At 66.7% G+C, this 25,151-nt stretch carries 22 protein-coding genes; 8 read left to right on the top strand and 14 right to left on the bottom strand.

Going from position 1 to position 25,151, the window contains the following annotated elements:
* Positions 1-98: 98 nt before the first annotated feature.
* Positions 99-500, top strand: coding sequence for a YkvA family protein (locus tag ACQR03_RS14800; RefSeq protein WP_315716752.1), 402 nt, complete (start codon positions 99-101; stop codon positions 498-500).
* Between the two features lie 119 nt (positions 501-619).
* Here ACQR03_RS14800 and ACQR03_RS14795 read toward each other — a convergent pair whose 3' ends face one another.
* The 3 genes from ACQR03_RS14795 to ACQR03_RS14785 all read right to left on the bottom strand — a co-directional run bounded on the left by ACQR03_RS14795 (position 620) and on the right by ACQR03_RS14785 (position 4,450).
* Positions 620-1,795 carry a TAXI family TRAP transporter solute-binding subunit gene (locus tag ACQR03_RS14795; protein ID WP_315716753.1) on the bottom strand — a complete coding sequence of 392 codons (1,176 nt, stop codon included), beginning with the start codon at positions 1,793-1,795 and terminating at the stop codon, positions 620-622.
* 149 nt (positions 1,796-1,944) lie between these two features.
* A complete protein-coding gene (locus ACQR03_RS14790) occupies positions 1,945-2,955 on the bottom strand; it encodes a hypothetical protein (RefSeq protein ID WP_315716754.1) in 1,011 nt (336 codons plus the stop codon).
* Between the two features lie 520 nt (positions 2,956-3,475).
* Complete coding sequence (locus tag ACQR03_RS14785; protein ID WP_315750543.1) at positions 3,476-4,450, bottom strand: NADPH:quinone oxidoreductase family protein; 975 nt, start codon at positions 4,448-4,450, stop codon at positions 3,476-3,478.
* A 262-nt stretch (positions 4,451-4,712) separates the two neighbouring features.
* On the opposite strand from ACQR03_RS14785, the gene ACQR03_RS14780 reads away from it, so the two are divergent.
* The 5 genes from ACQR03_RS14780 (at position 4,713) to argG (ending at position 9,569) form a co-directional block, all read left to right on the top strand.
* Positions 4,713-5,324, top strand: a complete 612-nt coding sequence (locus tag ACQR03_RS14780) for an invasion associated locus B family protein (protein WP_316173443.1) — start codon at positions 4,713-4,715, stop codon at positions 5,322-5,324.
* Positions 5,325-5,439: 115 nt separating this feature from the next.
* Complete coding sequence (gene rlmN / locus ACQR03_RS14775; protein ID WP_316173444.1) at positions 5,440-6,651, top strand: 23S rRNA (adenine(2503)-C(2))-methyltransferase RlmN; 1,212 nt, start codon at positions 5,440-5,442, stop codon at positions 6,649-6,651.
* 156 nt (positions 6,652-6,807) lie between these two features.
* Positions 6,808-7,293 (top strand): hypothetical protein, encoded by a 486-nt coding sequence (locus ACQR03_RS14770; RefSeq protein WP_315716758.1) that lies wholly within the window; start codon positions 6,808-6,810, stop codon positions 7,291-7,293.
* A 46-nt stretch (positions 7,294-7,339) separates the two neighbouring features.
* Positions 7,340-8,119 carry a phosphatase PAP2 family protein gene (locus tag ACQR03_RS14765; RefSeq protein ID WP_316166424.1) on the top strand — a complete coding sequence of 260 codons (780 nt, stop codon included), beginning with the start codon at positions 7,340-7,342 and terminating at the stop codon, positions 8,117-8,119.
* A gap of 112 nt (positions 8,120-8,231) precedes the next feature.
* The gene (gene argG, locus ACQR03_RS14760; protein WP_316201881.1) at positions 8,232-9,569 is read left to right on the top strand and encodes an argininosuccinate synthase; all 1,338 of its coding nucleotides are present in this window, start codon (positions 8,232-8,234) and stop codon (positions 9,567-9,569) included.
* Between the two features lie 242 nt (positions 9,570-9,811).
* Here argG and ACQR03_RS14755 read toward each other — a convergent pair whose 3' ends face one another.
* The 10 genes from ACQR03_RS14755 to sdhC form a co-directional block, all read right to left on the bottom strand.
* Positions 9,812-12,025 carry an OmpA family protein gene (locus tag ACQR03_RS14755; protein ID WP_316169992.1) on the bottom strand — a complete coding sequence of 738 codons (2,214 nt, stop codon included), beginning with the start codon at positions 12,023-12,025 and terminating at the stop codon, positions 9,812-9,814.
* A gap of 244 nt (positions 12,026-12,269) precedes the next feature.
* Positions 12,270-12,488, bottom strand: a complete 219-nt coding sequence (locus tag ACQR03_RS14750) for a hypothetical protein (RefSeq protein ID WP_316169993.1) — start codon at positions 12,486-12,488, stop codon at positions 12,270-12,272.
* Complete coding sequence (locus tag ACQR03_RS14745; RefSeq protein WP_315750536.1) at positions 12,488-12,973, bottom strand: pyridoxamine 5'-phosphate oxidase family protein; 486 nt, start codon at positions 12,971-12,973, stop codon at positions 12,488-12,490. Before ACQR03_RS14745 ends, ACQR03_RS14750 begins: the two co-directional genes overlap by 1 nt.
* An 82-nt stretch (positions 12,974-13,055) precedes the next feature.
* Entirely contained in the window at positions 13,056-13,883 is an 828-nt protein-coding gene (locus ACQR03_RS14740; protein ID WP_315750535.1) for an FkbM family methyltransferase, read from the bottom strand.
* Positions 13,884-14,001: 118 nt separating this feature from the next.
* Positions 14,002-15,957: an ABC transporter ATP-binding protein/permease gene (locus ACQR03_RS14735; RefSeq protein ID WP_315750534.1), complete on the bottom strand. Its 1,956-nt coding sequence runs from the start codon at positions 15,955-15,957 to the stop codon at positions 14,002-14,004.
* A gap of 64 nt (positions 15,958-16,021) precedes the next feature.
* Positions 16,022-18,172 (bottom strand): hybrid sensor histidine kinase/response regulator, encoded by a 2,151-nt coding sequence (locus tag ACQR03_RS14730; RefSeq protein WP_315750533.1) that lies wholly within the window; start codon positions 18,170-18,172, stop codon positions 16,022-16,024.
* A 121-nt stretch (positions 18,173-18,293) separates the two neighbouring features.
* Complete coding sequence (locus tag ACQR03_RS14725) at positions 18,294-19,076, bottom strand: succinate dehydrogenase iron-sulfur subunit (RefSeq protein WP_315716769.1); 783 nt, start codon at positions 19,074-19,076, stop codon at positions 18,294-18,296.
* A gap of 48 nt (positions 19,077-19,124) precedes the next feature.
* Positions 19,125-20,963, bottom strand: a complete 1,839-nt coding sequence (sdhA, locus tag ACQR03_RS14720; protein ID WP_315750532.1) for a succinate dehydrogenase flavoprotein subunit — start codon at positions 20,961-20,963, stop codon at positions 19,125-19,127.
* A 3-nt stretch (positions 20,964-20,966) separates the two neighbouring features.
* Entirely contained in the window at positions 20,967-21,341 is a 375-nt protein-coding gene (gene sdhD / locus ACQR03_RS14715; protein ID WP_315750835.1) for a succinate dehydrogenase, hydrophobic membrane anchor protein, read from the bottom strand.
* 20 nt (positions 21,342-21,361) lie between these two features.
* Complete coding sequence (sdhC, locus tag ACQR03_RS14710; protein WP_315716771.1) at positions 21,362-21,760, bottom strand: succinate dehydrogenase, cytochrome b556 subunit; 399 nt, start codon at positions 21,758-21,760, stop codon at positions 21,362-21,364.
* A 557-nt stretch (positions 21,761-22,317) separates the two neighbouring features.
* On the opposite strand from sdhC, the gene ACQR03_RS14705 reads away from it, so the two are divergent.
* Entirely contained in the window at positions 22,318-22,575 is a 258-nt protein-coding gene (locus ACQR03_RS14705) for a hypothetical protein (RefSeq protein WP_315716772.1), read from the top strand.
* Between the two features lie 7 nt (positions 22,576-22,582).
* On the opposite strand, the gene ACQR03_RS14700 is transcribed toward ACQR03_RS14705, so the two are convergent.
* Positions 22,583-24,109 carry a malonate--CoA ligase gene (locus ACQR03_RS14700; RefSeq protein WP_315750531.1) on the bottom strand — a complete coding sequence of 509 codons (1,527 nt, stop codon included), beginning with the start codon at positions 24,107-24,109 and terminating at the stop codon, positions 22,583-22,585.
* Between the two features lie 186 nt (positions 24,110-24,295).
* On the opposite strand from ACQR03_RS14700, the gene ACQR03_RS14695 reads away from it, so the two are divergent.
* Positions 24,296-25,054 (top strand): SDR family oxidoreductase, encoded by a 759-nt coding sequence (locus ACQR03_RS14695; protein ID WP_315750530.1) that lies wholly within the window; start codon positions 24,296-24,298, stop codon positions 25,052-25,054.
* The last annotated feature ends 97 nt before the right edge of the window (positions 25,055-25,151 follow it).

The following is a 25,151-nucleotide window of genomic DNA, read 5'->3' as shown; positions in this document are numbered from 1 at the left end:
GCGACGACGGCACGCGCCTTGCGGCCGGCGCCGCCATCACCACATCCGAGGGCGAGGACCGCGCCCCCAGCGCCGTCGGGAACCGGAGATCGGACATCATGTCGGATGCGACCGACTACAGCGTTGGCTTCGAGCCCGCGGAGCGGCTGGCCCGGGATCGCGAGACCCTTCGCCGTCGTTTCTGGATCAAGTTCAAGAAGGTTGTCGCGCGGCTGCCATTCGCCGAGGAGCTGCTTGCGGCGTATTACTGCGCCTTCGACAAGGAGACACCCCGGCACGTACAGGTCGCCCTGCTCGGCGCCATCGCCTACTTCGTCGTGCCGTTCGACTTCATGCCTGACGTGTTGCCCATCCTCGGCTTCACCGACGACGCGGCGGTGCTCGCCACCGCCATCCGCATGGTCGCTTCGCACATCACGCCCGACCATCATGCGGCAGCCCGCGCCGTACTCGCGCGGCTGGCGGCAGACAAGAACGCTGACGGCGAGAATATCGGCTGACGGCGGCTCCGGCCGGCAAGCCGGGCGCCCGCAGTCAGCGCATCGGAAGGGCACAACAGCAAAAAGCCCCGCATCCGCGGGGCTTTTCTCCTGATGGGACTTCGTCGAACGCTACGAGCTCAGCGCTGGCCGCGCGCCTGGGCGCGGGCGCTGCCGGTCTTCTCGGCCTCCCAGGCCTGGTACTGCTTGAACAGCGCCTCGCGGTCGGCCTCGCTCGGCATCGCCCTGCCGGCGCTGCTCTGCTTCAGGAAGTCATCGAAGCGGTCGCGCTGTGCGCCTTCCATGGCGTGGCTCTCCAGCCATTTGCTGGCGGACGGCAGCCGCTGCCAGCCGGCGAGCGGCGCCGAAAGCGAAACCTCCTTCCACTTCGGATGGAACGGCGGATTCTGGAATGCCGGGAATTTGGTGAAGAAGGCGTCGACGAAGGTCGCGAGCTTGCGATAGCGGTCGGTGTTCGGCGCCCAATTATAGGCGGCGAGCACGGCCGGCACCGCGATCGTGTCGACCTTCTCGCCCTCGGCGATCAGGTTCGGGTAGTCCTTCGCCGTCAGGGTCGCCGGCAGATAGTCGGTCTGCAGCGGTCGATCGTAGTCGACGTTGACGAGATGGAAGCGGCCGTCGTTCACGAAGGTCGAGACCGACTTGTAGGGCTTGCCGCCGACCACGATGACGGCATCGAGCTCGCCGCGCTTCAGCTTCTCCATCGCGATGCGCTGCTCGATGTAGGCGAAGTTGGCGCGCAGGCCAAGCCGCTCGAACACCGTCAGCGCCGTGACGAAGGTGCCGCCATTCGGCAGGTCGACGCTGACGCGGCGGCCCTCGAGATCACGCAGGTTGCGCACCGCGCGCGGCGCGATCACCTGCATCTCTTCATTGTAGAGCTTGGTGACGTAGGTGAACTGCCGCTTGATGTCCTTGGCGAAACCCTTGCGCTCAAGGTAGTCGAGCGTATCGGCGCGGACGACGCCGAGATCGACGCCCTGCAGGAACAGGATGTCGGCCACGCTCTGCACCGAGCCGCGGCCGACGATCGGCAGGACGCGCAGATTGTTGCCGTCGTCGAGCAGCGAGGCCAGATCGGCGCCGAACTGCACATAGGTGCCGCCAATGGTGCCGGTGATGAGCGTCACCGTGTTGGCGTTCAGCGCCTGCTTGGTCTGCACCGAGCCGAACTGGAAGATCGCCTTGAGGCTGTCGCTCACCTTGGCGGGGTCGAACTCGCCTTCCTCGGCGTGGGCAGCGAAACCGCACGCTATCATCATTGCGGCCAGGGCCGCTCCAACAAGACGTCGCATCTGTCCCCCTTGATCTAAGGCTGGCACATGTTTGCGAGCCGGAACGCGGGCAGCGCCAAGTCTCGCCTGGCATCGCCCATGAACAGACTCGAAAATCACGCGTGAAACAAAAAAATGAAACGAGGCGGCATCGCTGCCGTCACGAGCGTTCAGTTCTGCAGTTGATCGAGCCTGCGCTGCGCTTCAGCCGAGCCGAGCTGGGCGGCGCGGCGGTACCAGTTGCGAGCCGCAGCCGGATCGGCATTGATGTTGCGGATGTCCTTCGTCCCCAGCACGTGGGGATCGTAGGTCTGCGCAAGCATCAGCGCCGCGGCCGGTTCTTGCGCCTCGGCCGCGCGCTCCAGCAGCAGTCGGGCCGGCGGGATGTCGCCCGCGGCCAGCAGGCTCTTGGCGCGTTTCATGATGCCCGCGAGTTCGTCGGGATCTAGCCGGCGGACCTGCGCGGGCGGCGGAGCGGCGGTCACGGCGCCGAGGCCGGGTGCGACGATTGCCGATCCGGCGCCCGGCGAATTGATCGAGGATGGCTCCATCGCGCTCGGGGCCGGCGCGGACGGTGCCGTGGCGAAGCTCGGTGGTGCTGCAACCGGCGCGGGCTGCGTCACACTGCGATTCTGCAGCGCTGTCTGGTAGGCGTTGGCGATGTCGTCACGCGTCGGGGCCACGGCTGCCGTCTGCACCGGCGCCGCCGCAGCCGGCGGCTCGGCGGGCGGCAGTCGCGCCGGCTCGTTCAGCTGCATGTCGCGCGCGGTGAGCTGCGTGTTGGTGGCCTGCGGCGGGGCCGTCGGGTCCGGCGTGGCGCCGATGATGGAAGCCTTGGCACTGGCGATCAGGTCGCGCGTCGCATCCGAGGTGACAAGCGCGAAGAGCACCGCGACGCCGGCCGCAGCCACCACGGCGAGAAGAATCCGGGACGAGACCGAGACGCGGCGGGTCCGCTCCGGCCACTGGTCCTCGAAATGCGTGCTGTCGATCTGGTTGCCGCTCTCATACTCAGAGAGGAACATCGGCATCGATTCGTCGTTTGGATAGTTATCCTGGGTCGACCGGCCGAAACGATAGCTCGGGGGGCGCTCCTGAGGGAGTTCGTCGGGGAAAGGCCTGAAGTCAGGCTCCGAAGGAGTTCTGTTGTTGAAACGCCCGCGCGTCGTCCGCTCAGCCATGGCCTTCATCCCCATCTCAACTTCACGCAACATACTTTTAGTCCCAAGCCCGTCAGAAGCTCGAGACACGTCACGATTGCCAGAGGCACCCCACTGCCGACAACTAATTGACTAATTGAATCCGACTAAAAGTGGACGAGAGCCGGCATGATTCTGGAAACATTTTGATCTGATTGTGGCAACGCACGTGCGACATCGCACGGCACCAAATCCAGAAACGTCGTGATAACAACGGCCAAGCCTCAAATTAACCACGCCATAATGTGGCGCGGTTGCGTTAACCAAGAAACGCTCGTTTTCGGATTTTCTGCTTCCGGTTGCGAATCCGTGGCGCCGGCGCGGCAGCCCGCCGAACAAATTTGCGACCGCCGCGCAGCGCGCGGATGTCACAGCGACGCCGGGCCGGCTCGAGCATTCCATCGGCACAACAGCCGGGGCACTGCTCGGTTTGGTTGCACGGATCAGGGCGAGGCTATCCCGGGGAGTACAGCCCCCCGGGGGCCTTCATTGCGCGACGTCCTCAGGGGTGCAGGATCACCTTGCCCATCGCCTGGCGGCCGGCCAGCACCTTCAAGGCATCGGCGGTCTGAGCCAGCGGGAAGGTGCGGTCGACATGCGACGACAGCTTGCCCTCCGCGGTCCACTGCACGAGCTTTTCGAGGTTGGCGCGGTTCTTGGCGGGGTTGAGTCGGGTCCAGGCGCCCCAGAACACGCCGCGGATATCACAGCCCTTCAGCAGCGCGAGGTTCAGCGGCATCTTCGGGATGTCGCCGGCCGCGAAGCCGATCACCAGGAACCGGCCCTCCCACGCGATGGAACGCAGCGCCGCCTCGGCGTAGGCGCCTCCGACGGGATCGAAGATGATGTCGGCACCCTTGCCGTCGGTGAGCCGCCGCAGTCCCTCCTTGAGATCCTCCTTGGCGTAGTTCAACGTCAGCGTCGCGCCGTGCTGCCTGGCAAATTCGAGCTTCTCGTCCGAAGAGGCGCAGGCGATGACCTTCAACCCCATCAGCTTGCCCAGCTCGCAAGCCGCCAGGCCGGTGCCGCCGGCGGCGCCAAGCACGGCCAGCGTCTCGCCCGGTTTCGGACTGGCACGATCCTCCAGCGCATGCAGCGCAGTGCCGTAGATGATGATGATGCCGGCGGCGCGATCGAAATCGAGATTGTCCGGAATCTTGACGATCGAGGCGGCCGGCAGCGCGATCTTTTCGCGCGCGCCGTTGTGGCCGCAGGAGGCAACGACACGGTCGCCGACCTTCAGTTCGGTGACGCCATCGCCGACGCTCTCGATGACACCCGCGACCTCCGCACCCGGCGAGAACGGGAACGGCGGCTTGATCTGGTACTTGCCTTGGATCATCAGGATGTCGAAGAAGTTCAGCGCCGCCGCCTTGATCGCAATCACGGCCTCGCCGGGACCGGCCACCGGATCTGGCACCTCGGTGAGGACGAGATCGTCGGGCTGACAGAATTGCGAGCAGAGAATGGCTTTCATGGGCGCTCCTTGGTCGTTGCCGCCGGATCGAGGTCCGGCTTTGGGAACGTCATGCCGGATTTGCCGCCGCGCCACAATCATCATCAGGCCGCGGCAGCTGCGCAGCGCCGGGCCAGGGACGCGGAGCGCCGGACAATCCGGCTCTGCGGCCTTTGCAAGCGGTGCATTTAGCCGCTATCCATCGCGACCACGGTCAGCGATTCCGGGCCATTATCCAGTCACAATATTGGTGGAACGAAGTCGCGGGGGAACTCAACGTATCATGTTGTTCGGGCGATTGTTGACAACGCTGGTCGGCGGCGTGCTGCTGTTCGGAGCTCCGAGCCTCGTAGCGGCACAGAGCGCCGCGCCAAAGGCCGCAGCTCCGCATCCGAAGGCCGCACCGAAATCGGAATCGAAGCCGGCCGTTCCCAACATCGGCGGCGCGGAACCGACGCTGATCGGACAGTTCGGCGGCTGGGGCGCCTATACCGCGATGCCCGGCGGCAAGAAGGTCTGCTTCGCGCTGGCCAAGCCGACATCCTCCAAGACCAATCCGCCCAACCGTCCGCGCGATCCCGCCTATGCCTTCGTGTCGACCCGGCCCTCCGAGAAGGTCTTCAACGAGGTCTCGATCATGATCGGCTATGCGCTGAAGCCGGGATCCGACGCCACGGTGGAGGTCGGCGGAGCCTCCTATGCCATGTATACCCAGGGCGACGGACTTTGGATCAAGAACGCCGCGGAGGAAGAGCGGATGGTCGATGCCATGCGCAAGGCGCCCGAGGCCGTGGTCAAGGGCGTCTCGGCCAAGGGCACGGAGACCACCGACGTGTTCTCACTGAAGGGCCTCGCCCAGGCGCTCGACCGCATCGGGCAGGATTGCCGCCGGTAGACGGCGGCCGCTGGTACCGCTCGTCAGACGGGTCGCATTTGCCGGCCGGATCGTTATATAAACCCGCTGAACGCCTTCGGCCGCCGCGGCCGGGCAGCACTTTGGGCCCATCGACATGGCAACGACTGCCGGGCTGCGCGACTCCTCTGCGCCCCTCGAAAAGACTCCGCTCGAAACCTACGTCCCGCCGGCGAAGCCCTCGCTGATCGGCCTGTCACGCGCGGAGCTGGCAGCAAGGCTCGGCCAGGTCGGAGTGCCAGAGCGCCAGCAGAAGATGCGGGTGCAGCAGTTGTGGCACTGGATCTATTTCCGGGGCGCCAGGTCGTTCGACGAGATGACATCGGTATCGAAGGACACACGCACCGCGCTGGCCGAACATTTCACGGTCGAGCGTCCCGAGGTCGTGGCCGAGCAGATCTCCAACGACGGCACCCGCAAATGGCTGCTGCGGCTGCCGAGCGGCGACAATCTGCAGAAGGCCCACGAGGTCGAGTGCGTCTACATCCCCGAGACCGATCGCGGCACGCTCTGCGTCTCCTCCCAGGTCGGCTGCACGCTCAACTGTTCGTTCTGCCACACCGGCACGCAGCGGCTGGTGCGCAACCTGACGGCCGGCGAGATCGTCGGCCAGGTCATGGTGGCGCGCGACCGGCTGAACGACTGGGCCGACCGCGAGACCCCGCTCGGCAACCGGCTCATCACCAACATCGTCATGATGGGAATGGGCGAGCCGCTGTACAATTTCGACGCGGTGCGCGACGCGCTGCTGATCGTCTCCGACAATGAGGGCATCGGCATCTCCCGCCGCCGCATCACGCTGTCGACCTCCGGCGTGGTGCCGAACATCAAGCGCGCCGGCGAGGAGATCGGCGTGATGCTGGCGATCTCGCTGCATGCGGTTCGCGACGAGCTGCGCAACGAGCTGGTGCCGCTCAACCGCAAATATCCGATCGCCGAGCTGCTGCAGGCCTGCCGCGACTATCCCGGCGCATCCAACGCGCGCCGCATCACCTTCGAATATGTGATGCTCAAGGGCGTCAATGATTCGCTCGACGACGCCCGGCTGCTGGTCAAGCTGCTGAAGGGCATTCCGGCCAAGATCAACCTGATCCCGTTCAATCCCTGGCCCGGCTCGGCGTATGAGTGCTCGGACTGGGAGCAGATCGAGAAGTTCTCGGAATACGTCTTCAACGCGGGCTATTCGTCGCCGGTGCGCACGCCGCGCGGCCGCGACATCCTCGCCGCCTGCGGCCAGTTGAAGTCGGAGACGGAGAAGCTGTCCGCGCGGGAGCGTCAGGCACTGCGCGCGATGGCGATGACGGATTGATGATTGATCGCGCCTGCATCTCCGAACGAGATCGTCATGCCCGGGCTTGACCCGGGCGCCATCGATTCATCGACCGAGAGATGGATGGCCGGCTCATGCCGGGCCATGACGAGCGAAGAAAGCGGGGCCTCGCTTGGGTAATACGGGTCTAAAGCCATGGCGCTGATCGGTCGTCTCGTCGTGATCGCGCTCGCGTTTCTTGCCGCGTGCTTCCTCGCGGGGCTGATCGTGGTGACCGCGGTCCTGTTTCCGGAGTTCTCCGATCTCGGCAACGGCCCGATCGATCAGGGCGCGTTCGAGGTCATCATCGGCTTCGGCTTCATCTTCGTGTCGGGCTTCGCGCTGATCCCGGCGCTGCTGATCGCACTGATCACCGAGGCTTTCTCGATCCGCAGCGTGCTCGCCTACGCGATCGGCGGCGGCGTGGTCGGCGCAGCCTGCTATCTCGGCCTGGTCCCGTTCGATCCCGAGACCTTCCGGTTCGAGGGCATCGTGCGTCGCCATCTCGAGATCCTGACCGGGGCCGGCATCGTCGGCGGACTGGTCTATTGGCTGATTGCCGGCCGCAACGCCGGCCGCTGGCGCGAGCCGTCGCCGCGCCTGCCGCCACCGCCGCCATTGCCGTCGGGATCGCCACGTTGAGCCGCCGGCCTTTCCATCGCCATCCGCTTTCGCTAAACCGCGCGCCATGAACCGGACCGGCCTCTTCATCGCATTGTCGCTCGCGCTCGTCATCGGCGTGCTGTTCGGCGTCTATCCCGAGCTCGACCTCAAGCTGGCCGCGCTGTTCTACGATCCGCGCACGCACAGCTTCCCCGTGAAGCTCGACGGCTATGCTGCGTTCGCGCGCGATGCCGCGATGTGGGTCGCCTGGGGCATCGCGCTGCCGTCCATCGTTGCGCTGGTCGTGAAGCTCGTCCGTCCCGACCGGCCGCTGCTGGTGAAGGGCCGCACCGTGGCGTTCCTGCTGCTGACCTTGTCGCTCTCGGCCGGCGTGCTCACCAACTTCACCTTCAAATCCTATTGGGGCCGGCCGCGCCCGGTTGTGGTGGCCGAGTTCGGCGGCGACATGCAGTTCGTGCCGTGGTGGGATCCGCGCGGCGGCTGCGGCCGCAACTGCTCGTTCTTCTCCGGAGAGGGAGCCACCGCATTCTGGACCCTGGCGCCGGCCGCGCTGACGCCGCCCGCGATCCGGCCCGTCGCCTACGGCGCCGCCGTCCTGTTCGGCATCGCCACCTCGGTGTTGCGGATGGCGTTTGGCGGACATTTCTTCACCGACATCGCCGCGGCCGGCCTCGTCACCTTCATCGTGATCTGGCTGCTGCACGGCTACATCTACCGCTGGCCGTCCACCCGCCTCACCGACGCCGGCATCGACGCCGCCCTGACCCGCTTCGCCTGGCCGGGCTTCCGCCTGATGCGCCGGCTGTTCGGCCGCCGTACCGCGGATACCAGCCCCGCGGCCTGAGCGCGGGCCGGTCGCCCTCAGTCGCCATTAAAGGCGTGCCCAGCAACGCAAAATCTGTTATTCGCGCCCGAATTTCTGAACGGCGCAGCCACAAACACGGTTGGACCCTCCCATGACCACGATCCTGAAAAGCCTGCCCAAGGGCGAGAAGGTCGGCATCGCCTTTTCCGGCGGTCTCGACACCAGCGCCGCGCTGCTCTGGATGAAGCAGAAGGGCGCGCGTTGCTTTGCCTACACGGCAAATCTCGGGCAACCCGACGAGTCCGACTACGACGAGATCCCGCGCAAGGCGGTGAGCTTCGGGGCCGAGAAGGCGCGCCTCGTGGATTGCCGCACTCAGCTGGTGCATGAGGGCATCGCCGCGATTCAGTCGGGCGCCTTCCACATCTCGACCGGCGGCATCACCTATTTCAACACCACCCCGCTCGGCCGCGCCGTCACCGGCACCATGCTGGTCGCCGCGATGAAGGAGGATGGCGTCAACATCTGGGGCGACGGCTCGACCTACAAGGGCAACGACATCGAGCGCTTCTACCGCTACGGCCTGCTGACCAATCCGAGCCTCAAGATCTACAAGCCCTGGCTCGACCAGCAGTTCATCGACGAGCTCGGCGGCCGCGCCGAGATGTCGGCCTTCCTCACGGCCAACGGCTTCGACTACAAGATGAGCGCCGAGAAGGCGTATTCGACCGACAGCAATCTGCTCGGCGCCACCCACGAGGCCAAGGATCTCGAGAGCCTGAGCAGCGGCATCCGCATCGTCAATCCGATCATGGGCGTGCCGTTCTGGCGCGAGGATTGCGCCGTGAAGCCGGAGACGGTCGTGGTCCGCTTCGAGGAGGGTCAGCCGGTCGCGCTGAACGGCCAGAGCTTCAGCGATCCCGTGGCGCTGTTCCTGGAGGCTAACGCGATCGGCGGCCGTCATGGTCTCGGCATGAGCGACCAGATCGAGAATCGCATCATCGAGGCCAAGAGCCGCGGCATCTACGAGGCGCCGGGCATGGCGCTGCTGCACATCGCCTATGAGCGGCTCGTCACTGGCATCCACAACGAGGATACGATCGAGCAGTACCGCATCAGCGGCATGCGCCTCGGTCGCCTGCTCTATCAGGGCCGGTGGTTCGATTCGCAGGCGCTGATGCTGCGCGAGACCGCGCAGCGCTGGGTAGCGCGCGCCGTCACCGGTGAGGTGACCCTGGAGCTGCGCCGCGGCAACGACTACTCGATCCTCAACACCGAGAGCCCCAACCTGACCTACCAGCCGGAGCGGCTGAGCATGGAGAAGGTCGAGGACGCCGCGTTCACGCCTGCCGACCGCATCGGCCAGCTGACGATGCGCAATCTCGACATCACCGACACCCGCTCCAAGCTGAAGCTCTATTCGGACACGGGGCTGCTGTCGGGCGCGGACGGCGCTCAGATCTTCCAGCTCGGCCACGACAAGGGCTGAGTTGGAGCTGTCGAGCGCAATCCGCGCCGTCTCCACCGCTGTCGTCCCTGCGAACGCAGGGACCCATATCCACCGACTGACACGGTGAGAGCCGGCTGCGGCTCCAGCCATCGCAAAACTGGATCCTGTGAGTATGGGTCCCCGCGTTCGCAGGGACGACACCGAACAGGACGAAACGGATTGCCACTTACAAAAATGGCCGGGATCGCTCCCGGCCATTTTCATTTTGGCTCAGTCGCGTCTCACCGCGGCGGCGCGACGCCCGGAGGTGGCGGCGGCAGGGCGGCCTGGCCGCCATTGAGCAGCGGCGTGATGCGGCGGACCGTGACGCGGCGGTTGATGCGGCTCGGCCCCTGCGTCTGCTCCTTCAGGTACTGCGCGCCGTAACCCTGCGACGTCAGGTTCTCGGCGGGCACGCCGAACTGCTGCGTGAGCAAGGTGGCGGCCGACTCGGCGCGGCGATCCGAGAGCGACAGATTGTCGGTGTCGTTGCCGACCGCGTCGGTGTGGCCCTCGATCAGGAAGACCTCGCGCGGGTTGCGCTGGATCGCCTGGTTGAGGCCGTCGGCGATGACCTGCAGCTTCGCCACCTGGTCGGGACTGATCTCCCACGATCCGGTCTCGAAGGTAATCGTGTTGAGATCGATCGACGGCATCAGCTGCCGCACCGATGGGGAGTAGCGGACCTCGTCGAGCGAGTAGCGGCGCTGGACGCGCTCCACCGGCGGCGCGATCAGCGTGTCGTAGATGACATCCGGCTCGGCCTCATCCGCGTCGACGATGTAGCGGTTGTAGGGGATGCGGATCTCCGGCGGCGGCAGGTCGACGTAGAAGCCGCCGACCGCCTGGGGATCGCGGTAGGTGTTGTCGATGATGATGATCTCGCGGCCACCGATGTCGCGGCGGATGCGGCGCAGCAGCCGGCCGTCCGGCGCGGTGATCGTGACGATCTGGCTACCGTCGGGACGGATCACCACCGTGCGCGTCTCTCCCCGCTCCTGCTGGACGCGGATGTCCCGCGCGCCGTAGCGGAAGCGCTCAAGCTCGTCATGACGCACGAACTCCTGACCGCTCGGATCGCGCACGATGACGCGGCCCGGCTCGTAGATCAGCGTGCGACCGCCCTCCTGGACCTCGCGGCGCTGGCCGCGGAAATCGTCCAGCCGCTGCGGCCCCGCCAACGGCGCGCCGGGCGCGATCGGCGTGAGCTGCTGTGCCGTCGGCGGCGGCGGCGCCGGGATGGGCGCAGTGACCTGCGGCGGCGGCCGATTGGACATGGCCGGGGGGCCGGCGGGCGGCACAGCGCCAGGACCGGCCTGCGGCGCGCCGGCGGGTCCCGGACCGGGTCCGGCAGCACCAGGACCTGCCGCCGGAGGCGGACCACCCGGGGCTCCTGGGGGCGTCCCCGGACGTCCGCCGGGCGGGCTCCCGGCTGCGGGCGGCGTGCCTTGCTGCGACGGCGTCTGGGTGGCCGGAGGCGCGGGTGGCGCCGGCGGAGTTCCCGGAGCAGGCGCGACGGTTCCGGCCGGCGGCGTCGGCGCGCCGCGTGGCGGGGGTGCTCCCTGGGGAGCACCAGGCGGCGGGGCGCCGGCACCTGGCTGTGTCGGCGGCCGCTGCCCGGGGCCAACCGGAGGAGTCGGAGCCGGCGTCGGCTGCGGAGACGGCGCCGCGGACGGAGCCGGCGAGTGCGCAGGCGGCGACGCGTTCCCGGCCGCTGGCGACGAAGGCGGGGGTGTCACGGCTGACGGCGGCGTTCCCGGCCGCAGGTTCGGTGCCGGACTCGGCGGAGGTGGCGGGGCGGGCGTGGCCACGGGCGGCGTGGGCGGCGTTGGACGCGCGGGAGCAGCCGTCGGCGGGGGCGCAGGCGGAGTCGCAGGACGTGCCGGCTCACGCGGCGGCCCCGGCGGAGGCGCTGGAGGCGGCGGCGTATGCACCGGCGGAGCCGCAACAGGTGGCGCAGGACGCGCCGGCGGAGGTGCAGGCGGCTCAGCCCGTGGAGGCGGCGGTGCCGAATGTGGCGGCTCAGCCCGCGGCGGCGGTGGGGGCGGCGGCGGAGCAGCCGGACGTGGTGGCTCGGCCCGTGGCGGAGGGGGCGGTGGGGGCGCCGGACGCGGCGGCTCGGCCCGCGGCGGAGCAGGCGGTGGTGGAGGGGGTGCGGGACGCGGGGCCGCTGCCGGTGGCGGCGCGGGCGGTGGAGGCGCTGGGCGTGGAGCAGCGGCCGGCGGCGGCGCGGGAGGCGGCGGAGGCGCAGCCTGATGCGGTGGCGGCGCGCCTGGGCCAGGTCGCTGCGGCTGCCCCTGCGGCTGCTGTTTCGGCCGGCCGTCTGGACCGACTTCGCCGCCGCCCGGGCCTTGGGCGACGATCATCGGCGCCCCCTGCGCATGGGAGCCGGAGCTCATTAGTTGCATCGCCGACAGCGCAGTCGTCGCCAGCAGCAGGACGCGAAGTTTGCTCATGTGTCTTGTTTTCCCGGAACGATCTTTTTCAAGCACGGAGAGATCAACAAGTATGCGTTAGGCCGGATTGTGGCGCAGTTCAAATCCGCAGGGGGATTTATTTCGACGCGAAGCCACCCCCGCAGGGCCGCCATTCAGGTTTCATTCAGCCTTGATTTTCAAGGGCTTGGCGCAGCCGCAGGGCTGCGGGACCGGCCCGCGACCAAGCCCCTGGCAGGCGATCATCATGACCGTCCAATCGCGGTCAATCCGTGGCCGGATTCGGTGTGGTCGGACCGAGCGGCCCCCGGCCGGGGATTTCGTCCGGCGTCTGCCCCGGCAGCTCGCGCGGCGGCTCCGGCGCATCGGGTTCGTAGACCGGCGGCGGAATGTCGGGCTGCGGATTGCCGACAGGATCCTCCGGTGGCGGTTCGACCGGGCGGCCCGGCGTCGCCGGTGGAATCTCTGGCGGTTCGATCGGCATCACATCGCGACCTTTCGATTGTCGCCGAGAACGGGACGCGTGCCTGTCACCGCCGCCGCCGCCATCTTGACGTAGCTCACGACCGTGCCGGGCGAATCCCAGAATTCGGCGTCGTCGGGCGTGATCTTCAAGAGGCGGATGTTCGGATCCTCGGCGCTGTCCCACCAGGCCTTGGCCGGCGTCGAGAACAGCTCCCGGATCTTGCCGCGATCGTTGGAAATGGCCGCCGTACCCGTCAGCGACACGTACTTCTGGTTGCCGGCGTCCGCGAACGACAGATTGACCTGCGGCGATCGCGCGATCTCCTCGTCCTTGTGATGCCGCGCGTCGGTGAGAAAATAGATCGTGTTCTCGTCGCGCGCGAGATACGCGCTCATCGGCCGTGCCCGCAGCCTGTCACCGTCGCGGGTGACCAGCATCGCAAAGCCGATCTTCTTCATCAGGTCCCAAACGCGGTCCTGGTCGCGCGCGTCGTCATTGCTCATGGTCGGCTCCCTCAATGTCAGGGGCGACAACGCCGCGTGGGGCGCCGATGTTCCGGACGCGCCCGGGGAAAGCGAACGCCGTTCAGCCGCGCAGCAGCAGCGTATTGCTGCGCGTGCGGCCGCTCTCACGGTAACCGCGACCGAGCATGTCGGCGAGACAATCGTTCTGCCATTCGTCGCGTGACAGGTGTTCGATGACGACGGCACGCGGCCATAACGCGGCAGGCGCGTCACGGAAGAAGCCGGTCAGCACGCGGTCCTCAAAACCTTCCACGTCGATCTTCAGCGCATCAACCCTGGTCGCTCCGGCCTGTGCGAGAATGGTCTGCAGCCGCAACGACGGCACCTTGAACGCTTCCGCTCCGGCCTCGCCGGTCACGATGTGACTGGCGCCGAGATTGTCCCCATCGGTCTCGATCATCACCTCGCCATCGCTCTCACCCGCTGCCACCGCGAGCAGCCTGACCTGGGGCAGCGCGGACGCAGCACGGTTGAAGCTCAGCCGCGCATGCGTGACCGGATGCGGCTCCACTGCGATCACGAGGCCATCAGGCCCGACGTGACGGGCAAGCGGCAAGGCGAACGTTCCGACATTGGCGCCGACATCCACCACCACGCCGCCCGGCGGAACGTGGCTGCGCAGGAAATCCAGCTCCTCGCGATTGTAGTCGGGATTGAACAGTGCACCGCGCTCGGTCGCACTGACCTGATGGTAGAAGCGGAAATTGGCGCCCTGATAGCCGACGTCGACAGGGCCTGCTCCGAGCATGTTGACGACACGCGTCAACATCGGCCGGAACGCGCCGCGCTTCAGCCCGGAGCCGTGCGCCATGCGGATCACCAGCGCCTGGGCGGCATTCGGAGCGAAGGCACCAAAGGGGGGCGGAGAAGGATCGTTGTCGGGCGTCAAGGTCGCGTCCTGGGCTGAGGGCGACGTGTGATAGCTGGTTTCGCCGCGATCTCCAATGCAGGCGGCGTGGCCGCATTGTGTCGTCTCCAGGACCGCGCTGAGGCAACGCCCGAGCCGTTCAGGCCGCCTTGCGCTGACGCAGGAAGCGGCCGATGAGGCGGCGCTTCCCCTTGCGCGGAATGAGATCGATGTCGCTGACGAGCTTGGCGCCGCCCTTGCGCCGTTCGAGCACGATCTTGCGGCTGTGGAAGGCCTCGAGCTCCGCCCGATGCGCCACGCTGACGATGGTCGCCTTCGGCAGCTCGCTCGTCACCATCTCCATCATCTTGTCCTGGCTCTTCTCGTCGAGCGCGGAGGTGGCTTCATCGAGCACGACGATGTCGGGGCTGTGGAGCAGCAGGCGCGCGAAGGCGAGACGCTGCTTCTCGCCGCCGGAGAGCGTCTGATCCCAGGGCGCGTCCTCCTCGATCTTGTCCTTGAGATGGTCGAGACCGACCTTGTGCAGGGCTTCGCCGACCTGCGCCACGCTCCAATCCTCGGCAGCCCCGGGATAGGCGACGGCCCGGCGCAGGGTGCCCGATGGCACGTAGGGTCGCTGCGGCAGCATGAACAGCTTGCGGTCGGGGTGGAAGTTGATGCTGCCACCGCCCCACGGCCACAGCCCGGCGATGGCGCGCACGAGCGTGCTCTTGCCGGTGCCGGATTCGCCCGCGACGAGCAGGCGCTCGCCGGGATCGACCACGACCTCGGTCTCGCCGACCACCGCGGTGCCGTCGTCGAGCGTCACCTGCAGATCATTCAGACTGAGCATCGCGTCGCCGGTGGTCTCGCCGCGCTTGATGCGGCCGATGCCGTCGCCTCTCTCGGCACGTTCCAGCGCATCGAGCGACATCATCAGCGAGGCGATGCGGCGGGCACAGGCATTCCAATCCGCGAGCCGCGGATAGTTGTCGACCAGCCAGCCGAACGCGGTCTGCACGATCGTGAACGCGCTCGCCGCCTGCATCACCTGCCCGAGCGTCATGCTGCCGTCGAGGAATTTCGGCGCGCACAGCAGCAGCGGCACGACAGGGGCGATGAGGCTGGAGCCCTGCGACACCAGGGTGGTGCGCATGTGCTGGCCGGCGAGCCGCGCCCATTGCTGCAGCACGTTACCGAACGTCCGGTCGATGCCGGCGCGCTCTTCGGTCTCGCCGCCGAGCAGGGCGATGCTCTCGCCGTTTTCGCGGACGCGGGTCAGGGTGTAGCGGAAATCGGCCTCGGCCTGGTTCTTGTCCTCGGAGACCTGCACGAAGCGGCGGCCGATCGTCATGATCGAGCCCGAGGCGATGGCGGCGTAGGCGATCGCGGCAATGACCAGAAAACCGGGAATGGTGATCTCAGTGGCGCCGAGATGCAGCGTCAGCGCGCCGCCGATGGTCCAGAGCACGACGATGAAGGTCGCAGCCGACAGCAGCGCCGAGGTCACGCCGGCGATGAAGTCGACCGGCGAATCGGTCGCGATGCGCAGGTCCTCGGCGATCCGGTATTCCGGATTCTTGTGGTCGCCGCTGACGAGATTGAGCTGATAGTAGCGCCCGCTGGCCAGCCAGCGGGTGACGACGCTGTTGGTCAGCCAGGCGCGCCAGCGCCGCTGGATCGACATGCGCGCATAGACCTGGGCGACCCCGAGTATGACGCTGCCGATCGCGAGCGGGAAGAAGATCGCGGTGAGATGAAAGACCGTCGCCGAATCGCGTTTCTCGATCGCATCGAAGATCGACCGATTCCAGACGTTGATGCCGTACTGAAATCCGACAGTCGCAACGATCAGGAACAGCAGCCCGATCGTGAATGCCCACGCCAGACGGTCGCCGCTCTGACCCCAATAACCGCGGGCGCTGATCCAGAACCGCGTCAGCAGATAGCGCTTGCGCAGCTGCTCTGCCTCTTCGGGCGACAGCTCCGGATCAGGCTCCACCAGTTCGGGCGGCGGCGGCTCAACCTGGGCGCCATTCTCGGCCGCGATCTCGATGATCGGCGCCTTCTCGGGCGCCTGTGCCGGCGGCCGCGCGGTGTCCTGAACCTGTCCCATCGCGCGATAACAGCAGTGCGAACAGAAGGTTCCCGGCCTGGTTCCCGCGCGTTGCGCGCCGGTTTCAGGGCACCTGCGTGTTCGGCGCCATTGGTGGGGCGCGATACAGCGGCACCGGAACGACCTTGTTCAGCACGCGCGACAATTCCTCGATCGAATAGGGTTTGCGCAGCAGCTCGAAGCCATGCGTGCCCTGCTGCGCCAGCACATGGCTGTAGCCACTCGCGAGCACGACCGGCACGTTGAGCTCGAGCCGCCTGATTTCCTCGGCAAGTTCCAGCCCAGTCATGCCGGGCATCACGACATCGGTGAAGACGACGTCGAACCGGCTGGTGCCGCTGATCAGCTCCTCCAGCGCGTCTCTGGCGTTGTCGACCAGCGTGGTCCGATAGCCGAGCTCGGCCAGCGCTTCGGTCGCCGACCTGCCGACGTCGATGTTGTCCTCGACCACCAGCACCGACATGCCTCGACCGTCGATCGGCTCCGCATGGCTGCCGTCCTCGCCGCGCTGCACCTGGGCTGGAGCGACGCGCGGCAGATAGAGCGTGAACGTCGCGCCGCGGCCCGGCTGGCTCATGACCCCGATTTCGCCGCCGGACTGCTTCGCGAAGCCGAAGACCTGCGAGAGACCGAGGCCGGTGCCCTGGCCGATGGTCTTGGTCGTGAAGAACGGCTCGAAGATGCGTCCGAAATGCTCCGACGGGATGCCGACGCCGGTGTCCTGGACGGTGATGGCGACATAGCCCAGCGGCGGACGGTCGTGCGGCGCCGCCGGCGTCGGCAGCGCCGCTGCAGGGGCGACGGTGATGCTGAGACGTCCCTGGCCGGCCATCGCATCGCGGGCATTGACGGCCAGGTTGATCAGTGCCGTCTCGAACTGGCCAGCGTCGGAATTGACGTAGCACGGCTCGTCGGGAACGGAGACCGCGACCTCGACGCGTGACCCGACCAGGGTCTTGGTCATGTCGCGCAGGGTGACGACGCTGCGGCAGATGTCGAAGACCTCCGGCTTCAGCGTCTGGCGACGGGCGAACGCGAGGAGCTGCGACGTGAGCTTCGATGCGCGCGCCACCGTATCCGAGATCGCGTCGATATAGCGCTGCCGCCGTTCATCAGCCAGATTCGGCCGGCGCAACAGGTCGGCTGAGGCCCGGATCACGGTCAGCAGATTGTTGAAGTCGTGCGCGACGCCGCCGGTCAATTGTCCGAGCGCCTCCATGCGCTGACCGTGCTTGAGCGCATCCTCGGCCTCGAGGCGGCGGGCGGCCTCGACATGCAGGCGCTCGGTCCGCCGCTGGGCAAGGGCCAGGAAGACGATGAGCAGCGCGGTTGCCGGGATGCCGAAGATGAGATGCCGGCCGATCGTGCCGAGCCAGCGGCTGCGGATGGTCGACGTCGCAAGCCCTGCCGAGACGTAGACGGGATAGCCGCCGAGCCGCTGATACCCGACGAGACGCTCGACGCCATCGACCGGCGAGATCTCGGTGACGAGCTGCTCCGTATCTGCGGCCCGGGCGGCGATGTCGCTGGGCCCCGCAGCCGCGCTTCGCCCGCCGGCCGGGAAGCGCGCCAGAACGAGACCATCGAAGCGGCGCAGCGCGAAGTAGCTGCCGGGCGCCCGGCCGATCCGGGCATAGAAGTGCTCGAAATAATCCGGAAGCACCGAGGCCTGGATGATACCGGTGAAGCTGCCGTCGTCGCTCTGGCGGCGGCGGCTGATGCTGAAGAACGGCGCGCCTTGATAGGGCGGCCGCGGCGTCAACTGCGCGCCGATGAAGGTGCCGATGCTGTCCTTGACGTGGGCGCTGAAGTAGTCGCGGTCGAGGAACGTCATGTCCGGCGCCGGATAGATCATGCTGTTGACCAGCGGCCGGCCATTGGCGTCGAACACCCAGGCGGACTTCATCTGCGGCAGCGCGTCCGACAATTGTCGCAACCGGGCATGCAGCACCTGCTCGCGCGCCTTGATGTCGGCATCCGACAGATCGCGGACGACCTCGTCGATCTCCGAGAGGCTGCGCTCGATCGTCTCGAACACCTTCAGCGCGTGCTCGTGGACGATTTCGAGCGAGCGGCGGATCTCGCGATCGGCCTCCTCATACGTCGTGCCGTGGGATACGTAGGCCGTGATCACGAACAGCGCGACGGGAAGCGCGAGGGACGCGACCATCATCCAGCGCAGCATCGTCATCGATTTGCGTTGTGCGGTCTGCACGGTCGCTCCGGCTTCAAAGGGCCACGAGCTTAACGCAATCGACGGCAGCTACAAACTAGCCGCGCCCGAAACTTGCACCGGTATCGGGCGCGGAAGGTGAGATCGAAAGCCGCCCGTCAGGCTAGATCTGCCGCTCGACCAGCTTGAACTTGAGTTCCGCGATCGCCTCGGCGGGGTTGAGCCCCTTCGGGCAGGCCTTGGCGCAGTTCATGATGGTGTGGCAGCGGTACAGCCGGAACGGGTCCTCGAGATTGTCGAGCCGCTCGCCGGTGGCTTCGTCCCGGCTGTCCTTGACCCAGCGCGTCGCCTGCAGCAGAGCGGCGGGTCCGAGATAGCGCTCGCTGTTCCACCAGTAGCTCGGGCACGAGGTCGAGCAGCAGGCGCACAGGATGCACTCGTAAAGGCCGTCGAGCTTCTCGCGATCCTCGTGGCTCTGCCGCCATTCCTTCTGCGGCGTCGGCGAGGTCGTCTTCAGCCACGGCTCGATCGAGGCGTATTGCGCGTAGAAATTGGTGAGGTCCGGCACCAGGTCCTTCACGACAGGCTGATGCGGCAGCGGATTGATCTTGACCGCGCCGTCCTTCACGTCGTGCATCGACTTGGTGCAGGCCAGCGTGTTCTGGCCGTCGATATTCATCGCGCAGGAGCCGCACACGCCCTCGCGGCAGGAGCGGCGGAAGGTGAGCGACGGATCGATGTGGTTCTTGATCCAGATCAGCCCGTCCAGCACCATCGGGCCGCAATCGTTGACGTCGACGTAGAAGGTATCGACGCTCGGATTCTTGCCGTCGTCCGGATTCCAGCGATAGACCTTGAACTCGCGGACCTCGGTGGCGCCGGCCGGCTTGGGCCAGGTCTTGCCGCCGGTGATCTGAGAATTCTTCGGAAGTGCGAACTCAGCCATTTCGGAAGGCCTTCTTGGGTTTGACGGACGGGCTCAGGTCACACGCGATCAGTACACCCGCGCCTTCGGCGGGATGTACTGCACGTCGTTGGTCATGGTGTAGTTGTGCACCGGGCGGTAATCGATCGTGGTTTTGCCGTCCTTGCTGTCGATCCACGCCAGCGTGTGCTTCATCCAGTCCTTGTCGTCGCGATCCGGAAAATCCTCGCGCGCATGGGCGCCGCGGCTCTCGGTGCGATTGACGGCCGAGTCCATCGTCACGACTGCCTGCGCGATCAGATTGTCGAATTCGAGCGTCTCGATCAGGTCGGAATTCCACACCAGCGATCTGTCGGACACCGCGATGTCGCCGATGCCGCCATACACCTTGTGGATCAGGTTATGGCCTTCCTGCAGCACCTCGCCGGTGCGGAACACGGCACAGTTGGTCTGCATCACGTTCTGCATGCTCTCGCGCAGCTTCGCGGTCGGCGTGCCGCCGGAGGCGTAGCGATAATGATCGAGCCGGCTCAGCGCCTTGTCGGCGGAGTCCTTCGGCAGATCCGGCTGCTTGCCGTTCGGCGTCAGCTTCTCGGCCAGCCGCAGCGCCGCCGCGCGGCCGAACACCACGAGGTCGATCAGCGAGTTCGAGCCGAGCCGGTTGGCGCCGTGCACGGACACGCAGGCCGCCTCGCCCACCGCCATCAGGCCGGGGACGATCGCGTTGTCGTCGCCATCCTTCTTGGTCAGCACCTCGGCGTGATAGTTGGTCGGGATGCCGCCCATGTTGTAGTGCACGGTCGGCACGATCGGGATCGGCTCGCGCGTCACGTCGACATTGGCGAAGATCTTGGCCGATTCGGAGATGCCGGGCAGACGCTCGGCCAGCACCTTCGGGTCGAGATGGTCGAGATGCAGGAAGATGTGGTCCTTCTTCCGGCCGACGCCGCGGCCTTCGCGGATCTCGATGGTCATCGCGCGGGAGACGACGTCGCGCGAGGCGAGGTCCTTGGCGGACGGCGCATAGCGCTCCATGAAGCGCTCGCCCTCGGCGTTGACGAGATAGCCGCCTTCGCCGCGCGCGCCTTCGGTTACCAGACAGCCCGAGCCGTAGATGCCAGTCGGGTGGAACTGCACGAACTCCATGTCCTGCAGCGGCAGGCCGGCGCGCAGCGCCATGCCGCCGCCGTCGCCGGTGCAGGTGTGCGCCGAGGTGCAGGAGGCATAGGCGCGGCCATAGCCGCCGGTCGCGAGGATGGTGGTCTGGGCGCGGAAGCGGTGCAACGTGCCGTCGTCGAGCTTCAGCGCGATGACGCCACGGCAGACGCCCTGGTCGTCCATGATCAGGTCGATGGCGAAGAACTCGATGAAGAACTCAGCGGCGTGCCGCAGCGATTGGCCGTACATCGTGTGCAGCATCGCGTGGCCGGTGCGGTCGGCGGCGGCGCAGGTGCGCTGCGCCTGGCCCTTGCCGTAGTCCAGGGTCATGCCGCCGAACGGCCGCTGGTAGATCTTGCCGTCCTCAGTGCGCGAGAACGGCACGCCCCAATGCTCGAGCTCGTAGACGGCGTCGGGCGCGTTGCGCACCATGTATTCGATCGCGTCCTGGTCGCCGAGCCAATCCGACCCCTTGACGGTGTCGTACATGTGCCAGCGCCAGTCGTCCTGGTGCATGTTGCCGAGCGAGGCCGAGATGCCGCCCTGCGCCGCCACCGTATGCGAGCGGGTCGGGAACACCTTGGTGATGCAGGCGGTGCGCAGGCCCGCCTCGCTGCAGCCGACAACGGCGCGCAGGCCCGCGCCACCGGCGCCGACCACGACGACGTCATAGGTGTGGTCCTCGATCGGATAGGCTTTTCCGTTCGTCGCGGGCGCGCCATTCGCGCTGCCATTTGCTCCGCCGGCCATAGGCTAGACTCCAGTGGACAGTTTGATGAGGGCGTAGATCGAGGCGAGCGCCACGGTCACCGCGAAGAAGTTGTTGGCCATGATCGCGACGAGCTTGAGCGGCTCGCTGTGCACGTAGTCCTCGATCACGACCTGCATGCCGATCTTCATGTGCCAGCAGCTCGCGATCACGAACAGCAGCATGATCACCGCAATCGGAATAGAGCCGAGGATCTGCGCCGCGCCGGCCTGGTTGCGGCCGAGCAGGATGATCACGACCACGACGACCGGCACGATCAGCAGGGTCATGGCGACGGCGGTGAGCCGCTGGCGCCAGAAGTCGCCGGTGCCGGAATGCGCTGCGCCGAGGTTGCGGACCCGGCCGAGCGGGGTGCGCATCGATTTCGCGTGTGCGTTGCTCATCGGCCGCCTCCCACTGCGTAAGCCACGATCCACACCAGGACGGTCAAGGTGATGCCGCCGATCAGGGCGCCCCAGGTGAGCGCCTCGCGCTCATTGGCCTTGAAGCCGTAGCCGAGGTCCCAGACGAAGTGGCGGATGCCGGACAGCAGGTGGTGCAGCAACGCCCAGGTGTAGCCGAACACGATCAGGCGGCCGAGGAAGCTGCCCATGAAGCCCTGGACGTAGGAGTAGGCGCTGGGACCGGACGCGGCGGCGATCAACCACCAGGCCAGCAGCAGCGTCCCGAAATATAATGCAACCCCGGTGGCGCGATGGACGATCGAGAGAATCATCGTCAGCGTCCAGCGGTAGGTTTGCAGATGCGGCGAAAGCGGTCGTTCGATCCTGGCTGTCATTGGTTGCTTTGATGATTTCTTGTGGGCCGTGAACGCGGGGGGCTTGCGGCCGTGTGGATCGGCAAGGCGGGCTTTATTTACGGAGAAGGAACAGGCGTTGCAACGAACAAATCGCCCAAATGCGAACAGCGATTCAGTCCTAGGCGACCGATCGCAAAAGGATCAATGGCCGCCGTGGTATACCAGAAACCGATCGTGACCGGATGCGGCGAACTATTATTCATTCCTAAGCCCTCACCAAGGCCATGACCGACGCCGCGAGACTGTCAAATGGCGCCGACTGTCGAGCATTGATTCACCGCTTAGCTACGGTCCTGACCAAGCCGGTTTCGCGGCAAGCGCCAGCGCCATCTGATGATTCTGCAAACCTGCCCGGAGCGATTCGCGGAGCAACAACCTGCGTTGCGACCGCCTGCGCTGCAGCAAATCTCCCTCGATCTCCCGCGTTCCTCGCCGCGCACGGGGCCCCTCCGCCGGTCGTTTTTGCCGCATGTCGCCGCCCGGCGAAGCGGCCTAGTCTCAGGCGAGGTGCAACAGACGCGGTGCAGGGAGCCTCGATGCCGCTGCCGACGGTCCGACCGACAACCACTGAACGCCCGGCGGCGCTGCCGGCGCGCAAGGTGTCGTCGCACGAGCCCGTCGAGGAGCCCCTGACCTGCGTGCTCGGCTTCACCGCCGCCGGCCTGTTCGCCGCCTGTCTCGCGCTGGCCATCCAGCATGAGATTGCCTCGCTCGCCGTGCTCGAATTCGTGCTGATCTGCGCCGCGCCGCCGCTCGCCGCGCTTGTAGGACTGGCGATCGGGCGCCGGCGCTAGGCCGCCGTCACTTCGTATAGATGTCCTTGTACTGATCACGCAGCACGTTCTTCTGCACCTTGCTCATCGCATTGCGCGGCAGCTCGTCGACCACGAACACGCGCTTGGGCATCTTGAATTTCGCCAGTCGGCCGTCGAGACCCTTGAGCACGCCGGCCTCGCTGACATCGGCCCCCGGATGGCGCACCACGACCGCCGTGACACCTTCGCCGAAATCAGGATGCGGCACACCGATGACGGCGGACTCGACCACGCCCGGCATCGCGTCGATCTCGCTCTCGATCTCCTTCGGGTAGACGTTGAAGCCGCCGGAGATCACGAGGTCCTTGCCGCGGCCGACGATGTGGACGTAGCCCTGCTTGTCGATCTTGCCGAGATCGCCGGTGATGAAGAAGCCATCGTCGCGGAATTCCGACTTGGTCTTCTCCGGCATGCGCCAATAGCCCTTGAACACGTTCGGGCCCTTCACCTCGATCATGCCGATCTCGTCGCGCGCGAGCTCCTTGGCCGTCTCGGGATCGGTGACGCGCACCGAGACTCCGGGCAGCGGGAAGCCGACCGCGCCGGGTACGCGCTCGCCCTCGTAAGGATTCGACGTGTTCATGTTGGTCTCGGTCATGCCGTAGCGCTCGAGGACGGCATGGCCGGTCCGCGCGAACCATTCGCGATGGGTATCGGCGAGCAGCGGCGCCGAGCCGGAGATGAACAGCCGCATGTGGCTGGTTGTCTCCTTGGACAGCCGCGGGTTCTGCAAAAGCCGGGTGTAGAACGTCGGCACACCCATCAGCACGGTGGCGCGCGCCATCAGGTCGATGATCAGGTCCGGATCGAGCTTGGGCAGGAAGATCATCGACGCCCGCGCAAACAGCGTGACGTTGCTGGCCACGAACAGACCATGGGTGTGATAGATCGGCAGCGCGTGGATCAGCACGTCGTCCTTGGTGAAGCGCCAGTAGTCGATCAGGGTCAGCGAGTTCGAGGCGAGATTGTCGTGAGACAGCATCGCGCCCTTGGAGCGACCGGTGGTGCCGGACGTATAGAGAATGGCGGCGAGATCATCGGCGCCGCGTGGCACCGTGGTGAACGCCTTGTCGGCCTTGTCGGCCGCCTCGGTCAGCGAGCCCCTGCCCGACGCATCGAGCGTTTCCACCTTGGCGCCGACCTTGGCCGCCAGCGTGGCAATGCCCTCGGCCTTGGCCGGATCGCAGACGACGACGGTCGGCTCGGCGTCGCCGATGAAATAGTCGAGCTCGTTGAGCGTATAGGCGGTGTTGAGCGGCAGATAGACGCCGCCTGCACGCACCGTGGCGAGATAGAGCACGAGGCCGGACACCGACTTCTCGGTCTGCGCCGCGACCCGGTCGCCCGGCTTGACGCCGCTGTTCACCAGCACATTCGCCATCTGCCCTGCCCGCGCGATCAGGTCGCCGTAGGTGATGCGCTGGCCGTCATGGGTCTCGATCGCCAGGCGGCTGGGATCGTCGAGGCCATCGAACAGGCGGGAGAACAGATTGGCGTTGGCGGCTTGGTTCATGCAACATTCCCCTGGGAGCATGGGCAGGCCGGCAGTGCCAGCCGGCGGAACATCATGCTCGACGAAGACGAAAAGGGCCGGGACAGCGAACAAGACCGGTGACATCGCCATCACCACGGTCGCCATCTCTGATCGAGGCTGCTCTAGCAAAAACGCCCTTTCGAAGGCAACGGGAGACGCTGGGATATGGTCAAGGGAAAACGGATCGCGTGGATCACCGGCGGCGGCACCGGAATCGGCGAGGCCGGCGCACTGGCGCTCGCGGCCGACAGCTGGACGGTGATCGTCTCGGGCCGGCGCACGGCCGCGCTCCAGGCCGTAGTGGCCAAGATTGCCGCGGCGGGCGGCACGGCCGAGGCCGTCACGCTCGACGTTGCCAAGGCCGCCGACGTGCAGGCCGCGGCTGATGCCATCCTGGCGCGGCATGGCCGCATCGATCTGCTGGTCAACTCGGCCGGCGTCAACGTGCCGAAGCGGCGCTGGGACGACCTGACGATCGAGGGCTGGAACCAGCTGGTCGAGATCAACCTCAACGGTGTGCTCTACTGCATGAAGGCGGTGCTGCCGGCGATGCGGGCGCAGCAGGACGGCACCATCATCAACGTCTCGTCCTGGGCCGGCCGTCATGTCTCGAAGATGCCGGGGCCGGCCTACACCTCGACCAAGCACGCGGTGCTGGCGCTGACGCACTCGTTCAACATGGAGGAATGCGTCAACGGCCTGCGCGCCTGCTGCCTGATGCCCGGCGAGGTCGCCACGCCGATCCTGCAGCAGCGCCCGGTGGTGCCGAGCGCCGAGGAGCAGGCGCGGATGCTGCAGCCGGAAGACCTCGGCCGCACCATCGCCTTTGTGGCGAACATGCCGCCGCGGGTGTGCGTCAACGAGATCCTGATCAGTCCGACGTGGAATCGGGGATTTATCCAGACGCCGGGCAACCGGGATTGAGCGGGGCTGGATATCGGTTGCGGCAATCGTGTCGGCGCGGGTCATGAAGATCGAGGTGATGCCCAGCTACCGGTGTCGTCCCTGCGAACGCAGGGAC

Origin of the sequence: Bradyrhizobium sp. HKCCYLS3070, assembly GCF_051167575.1 — a bacterium.
Taxonomy (GTDB): domain Bacteria; phylum Pseudomonadota; class Alphaproteobacteria; order Rhizobiales; family Xanthobacteraceae; genus Bradyrhizobium.
This window is presented reverse-complemented; position numbering and strand designations above follow the sequence as displayed.

Bases quoted from the DNA above. Each gene is read 5' to 3' on its own strand.
- ACQR03_RS14750 (WP_316169993.1), bottom strand. From the start codon at position 12,488: ATGCCGATCGAACCGCCAGAGATTCCACCGGCGACGCCGGGCCGCCCG.
- ACQR03_RS14765 (WP_316166424.1), top strand. From the start codon at position 7,340: ATGAACCGGACCGGCCTCTTCATCGCATTGTCGCTCGCGCTCGTCATC.
- ACQR03_RS14795 (WP_315716753.1), bottom strand. From the start codon at position 1,795: ATGCGACGTCTTGTTGGAGCGGCCCTGGCCGCAATGATGATAGCGTGC.
- sdhC (WP_315716771.1), bottom strand. From the start codon at position 21,760: ATGACAGCCAGGATCGAACGACCGCTTTCGCCGCATCTGCAAACCTAC.
- ACQR03_RS14725 (WP_315716769.1), bottom strand. From the start codon at position 19,076: ATGGCTGAGTTCGCACTTCCGAAGAATTCTCAGATCACCGGCGGCAAG.
- argG (WP_316201881.1), top strand. From the start codon at position 8,232: ATGACCACGATCCTGAAAAGCCTGCCCAAGGGCGAGAAGGTCGGCATC.
- ACQR03_RS14785 (WP_315750543.1), bottom strand. From the start codon at position 4,450: ATGAAAGCCATTCTCTGCTCGCAATTCTGTCAGCCCGACGATCTCGTC.
- ACQR03_RS14800 (WP_315716752.1), top strand. From the start codon at position 99: ATGTCGGATGCGACCGACTACAGCGTTGGCTTCGAGCCCGCGGAGCGG.
- ACQR03_RS14790 (WP_315716754.1), bottom strand. From the start codon at position 2,955: ATGGCTGAGCGGACGACGCGCGGGCGTTTCAACAACAGAACTCCTTCG.
- sdhA (WP_315750532.1), bottom strand. From the start codon at position 20,963: ATGGCCGGCGGAGCAAATGGCAGCGCGAATGGCGCGCCCGCGACGAAC.
- ACQR03_RS14695 (WP_315750530.1), top strand. From the start codon at position 24,296: ATGGTCAAGGGAAAACGGATCGCGTGGATCACCGGCGGCGGCACCGGA.
- ACQR03_RS14735 (WP_315750534.1), bottom strand. From the start codon at position 15,957: ATGGGACAGGTTCAGGACACCGCGCGGCCGCCGGCACAGGCGCCCGAG.
- sdhD (WP_315750835.1), bottom strand. From the start codon at position 21,341: ATGCGCACCCCGCTCGGCCGGGTCCGCAACCTCGGCGCAGCGCATTCC.
- ACQR03_RS14745 (WP_315750536.1), bottom strand. From the start codon at position 12,973: ATGAGCAATGACGACGCGCGCGACCAGGACCGCGTTTGGGACCTGATG.
- ACQR03_RS14770 (WP_315716758.1), top strand. From the start codon at position 6,808: ATGGCGCTGATCGGTCGTCTCGTCGTGATCGCGCTCGCGTTTCTTGCC.
- ACQR03_RS14780 (WP_316173443.1), top strand. From the start codon at position 4,713: ATGTTGTTCGGGCGATTGTTGACAACGCTGGTCGGCGGCGTGCTGCTG.
- ACQR03_RS14700 (WP_315750531.1), bottom strand. From the start codon at position 24,109: ATGAACCAAGCCGCCAACGCCAATCTGTTCTCCCGCCTGTTCGATGGC.
- ACQR03_RS14755 (WP_316169992.1), bottom strand. From the start codon at position 12,025: ATGAGCAAACTTCGCGTCCTGCTGCTGGCGACGACTGCGCTGTCGGCG.
- rlmN (WP_316173444.1), top strand. From the start codon at position 5,440: ATGGCAACGACTGCCGGGCTGCGCGACTCCTCTGCGCCCCTCGAAAAG.
- ACQR03_RS14705 (WP_315716772.1), top strand. From the start codon at position 22,318: ATGCCGCTGCCGACGGTCCGACCGACAACCACTGAACGCCCGGCGGCG.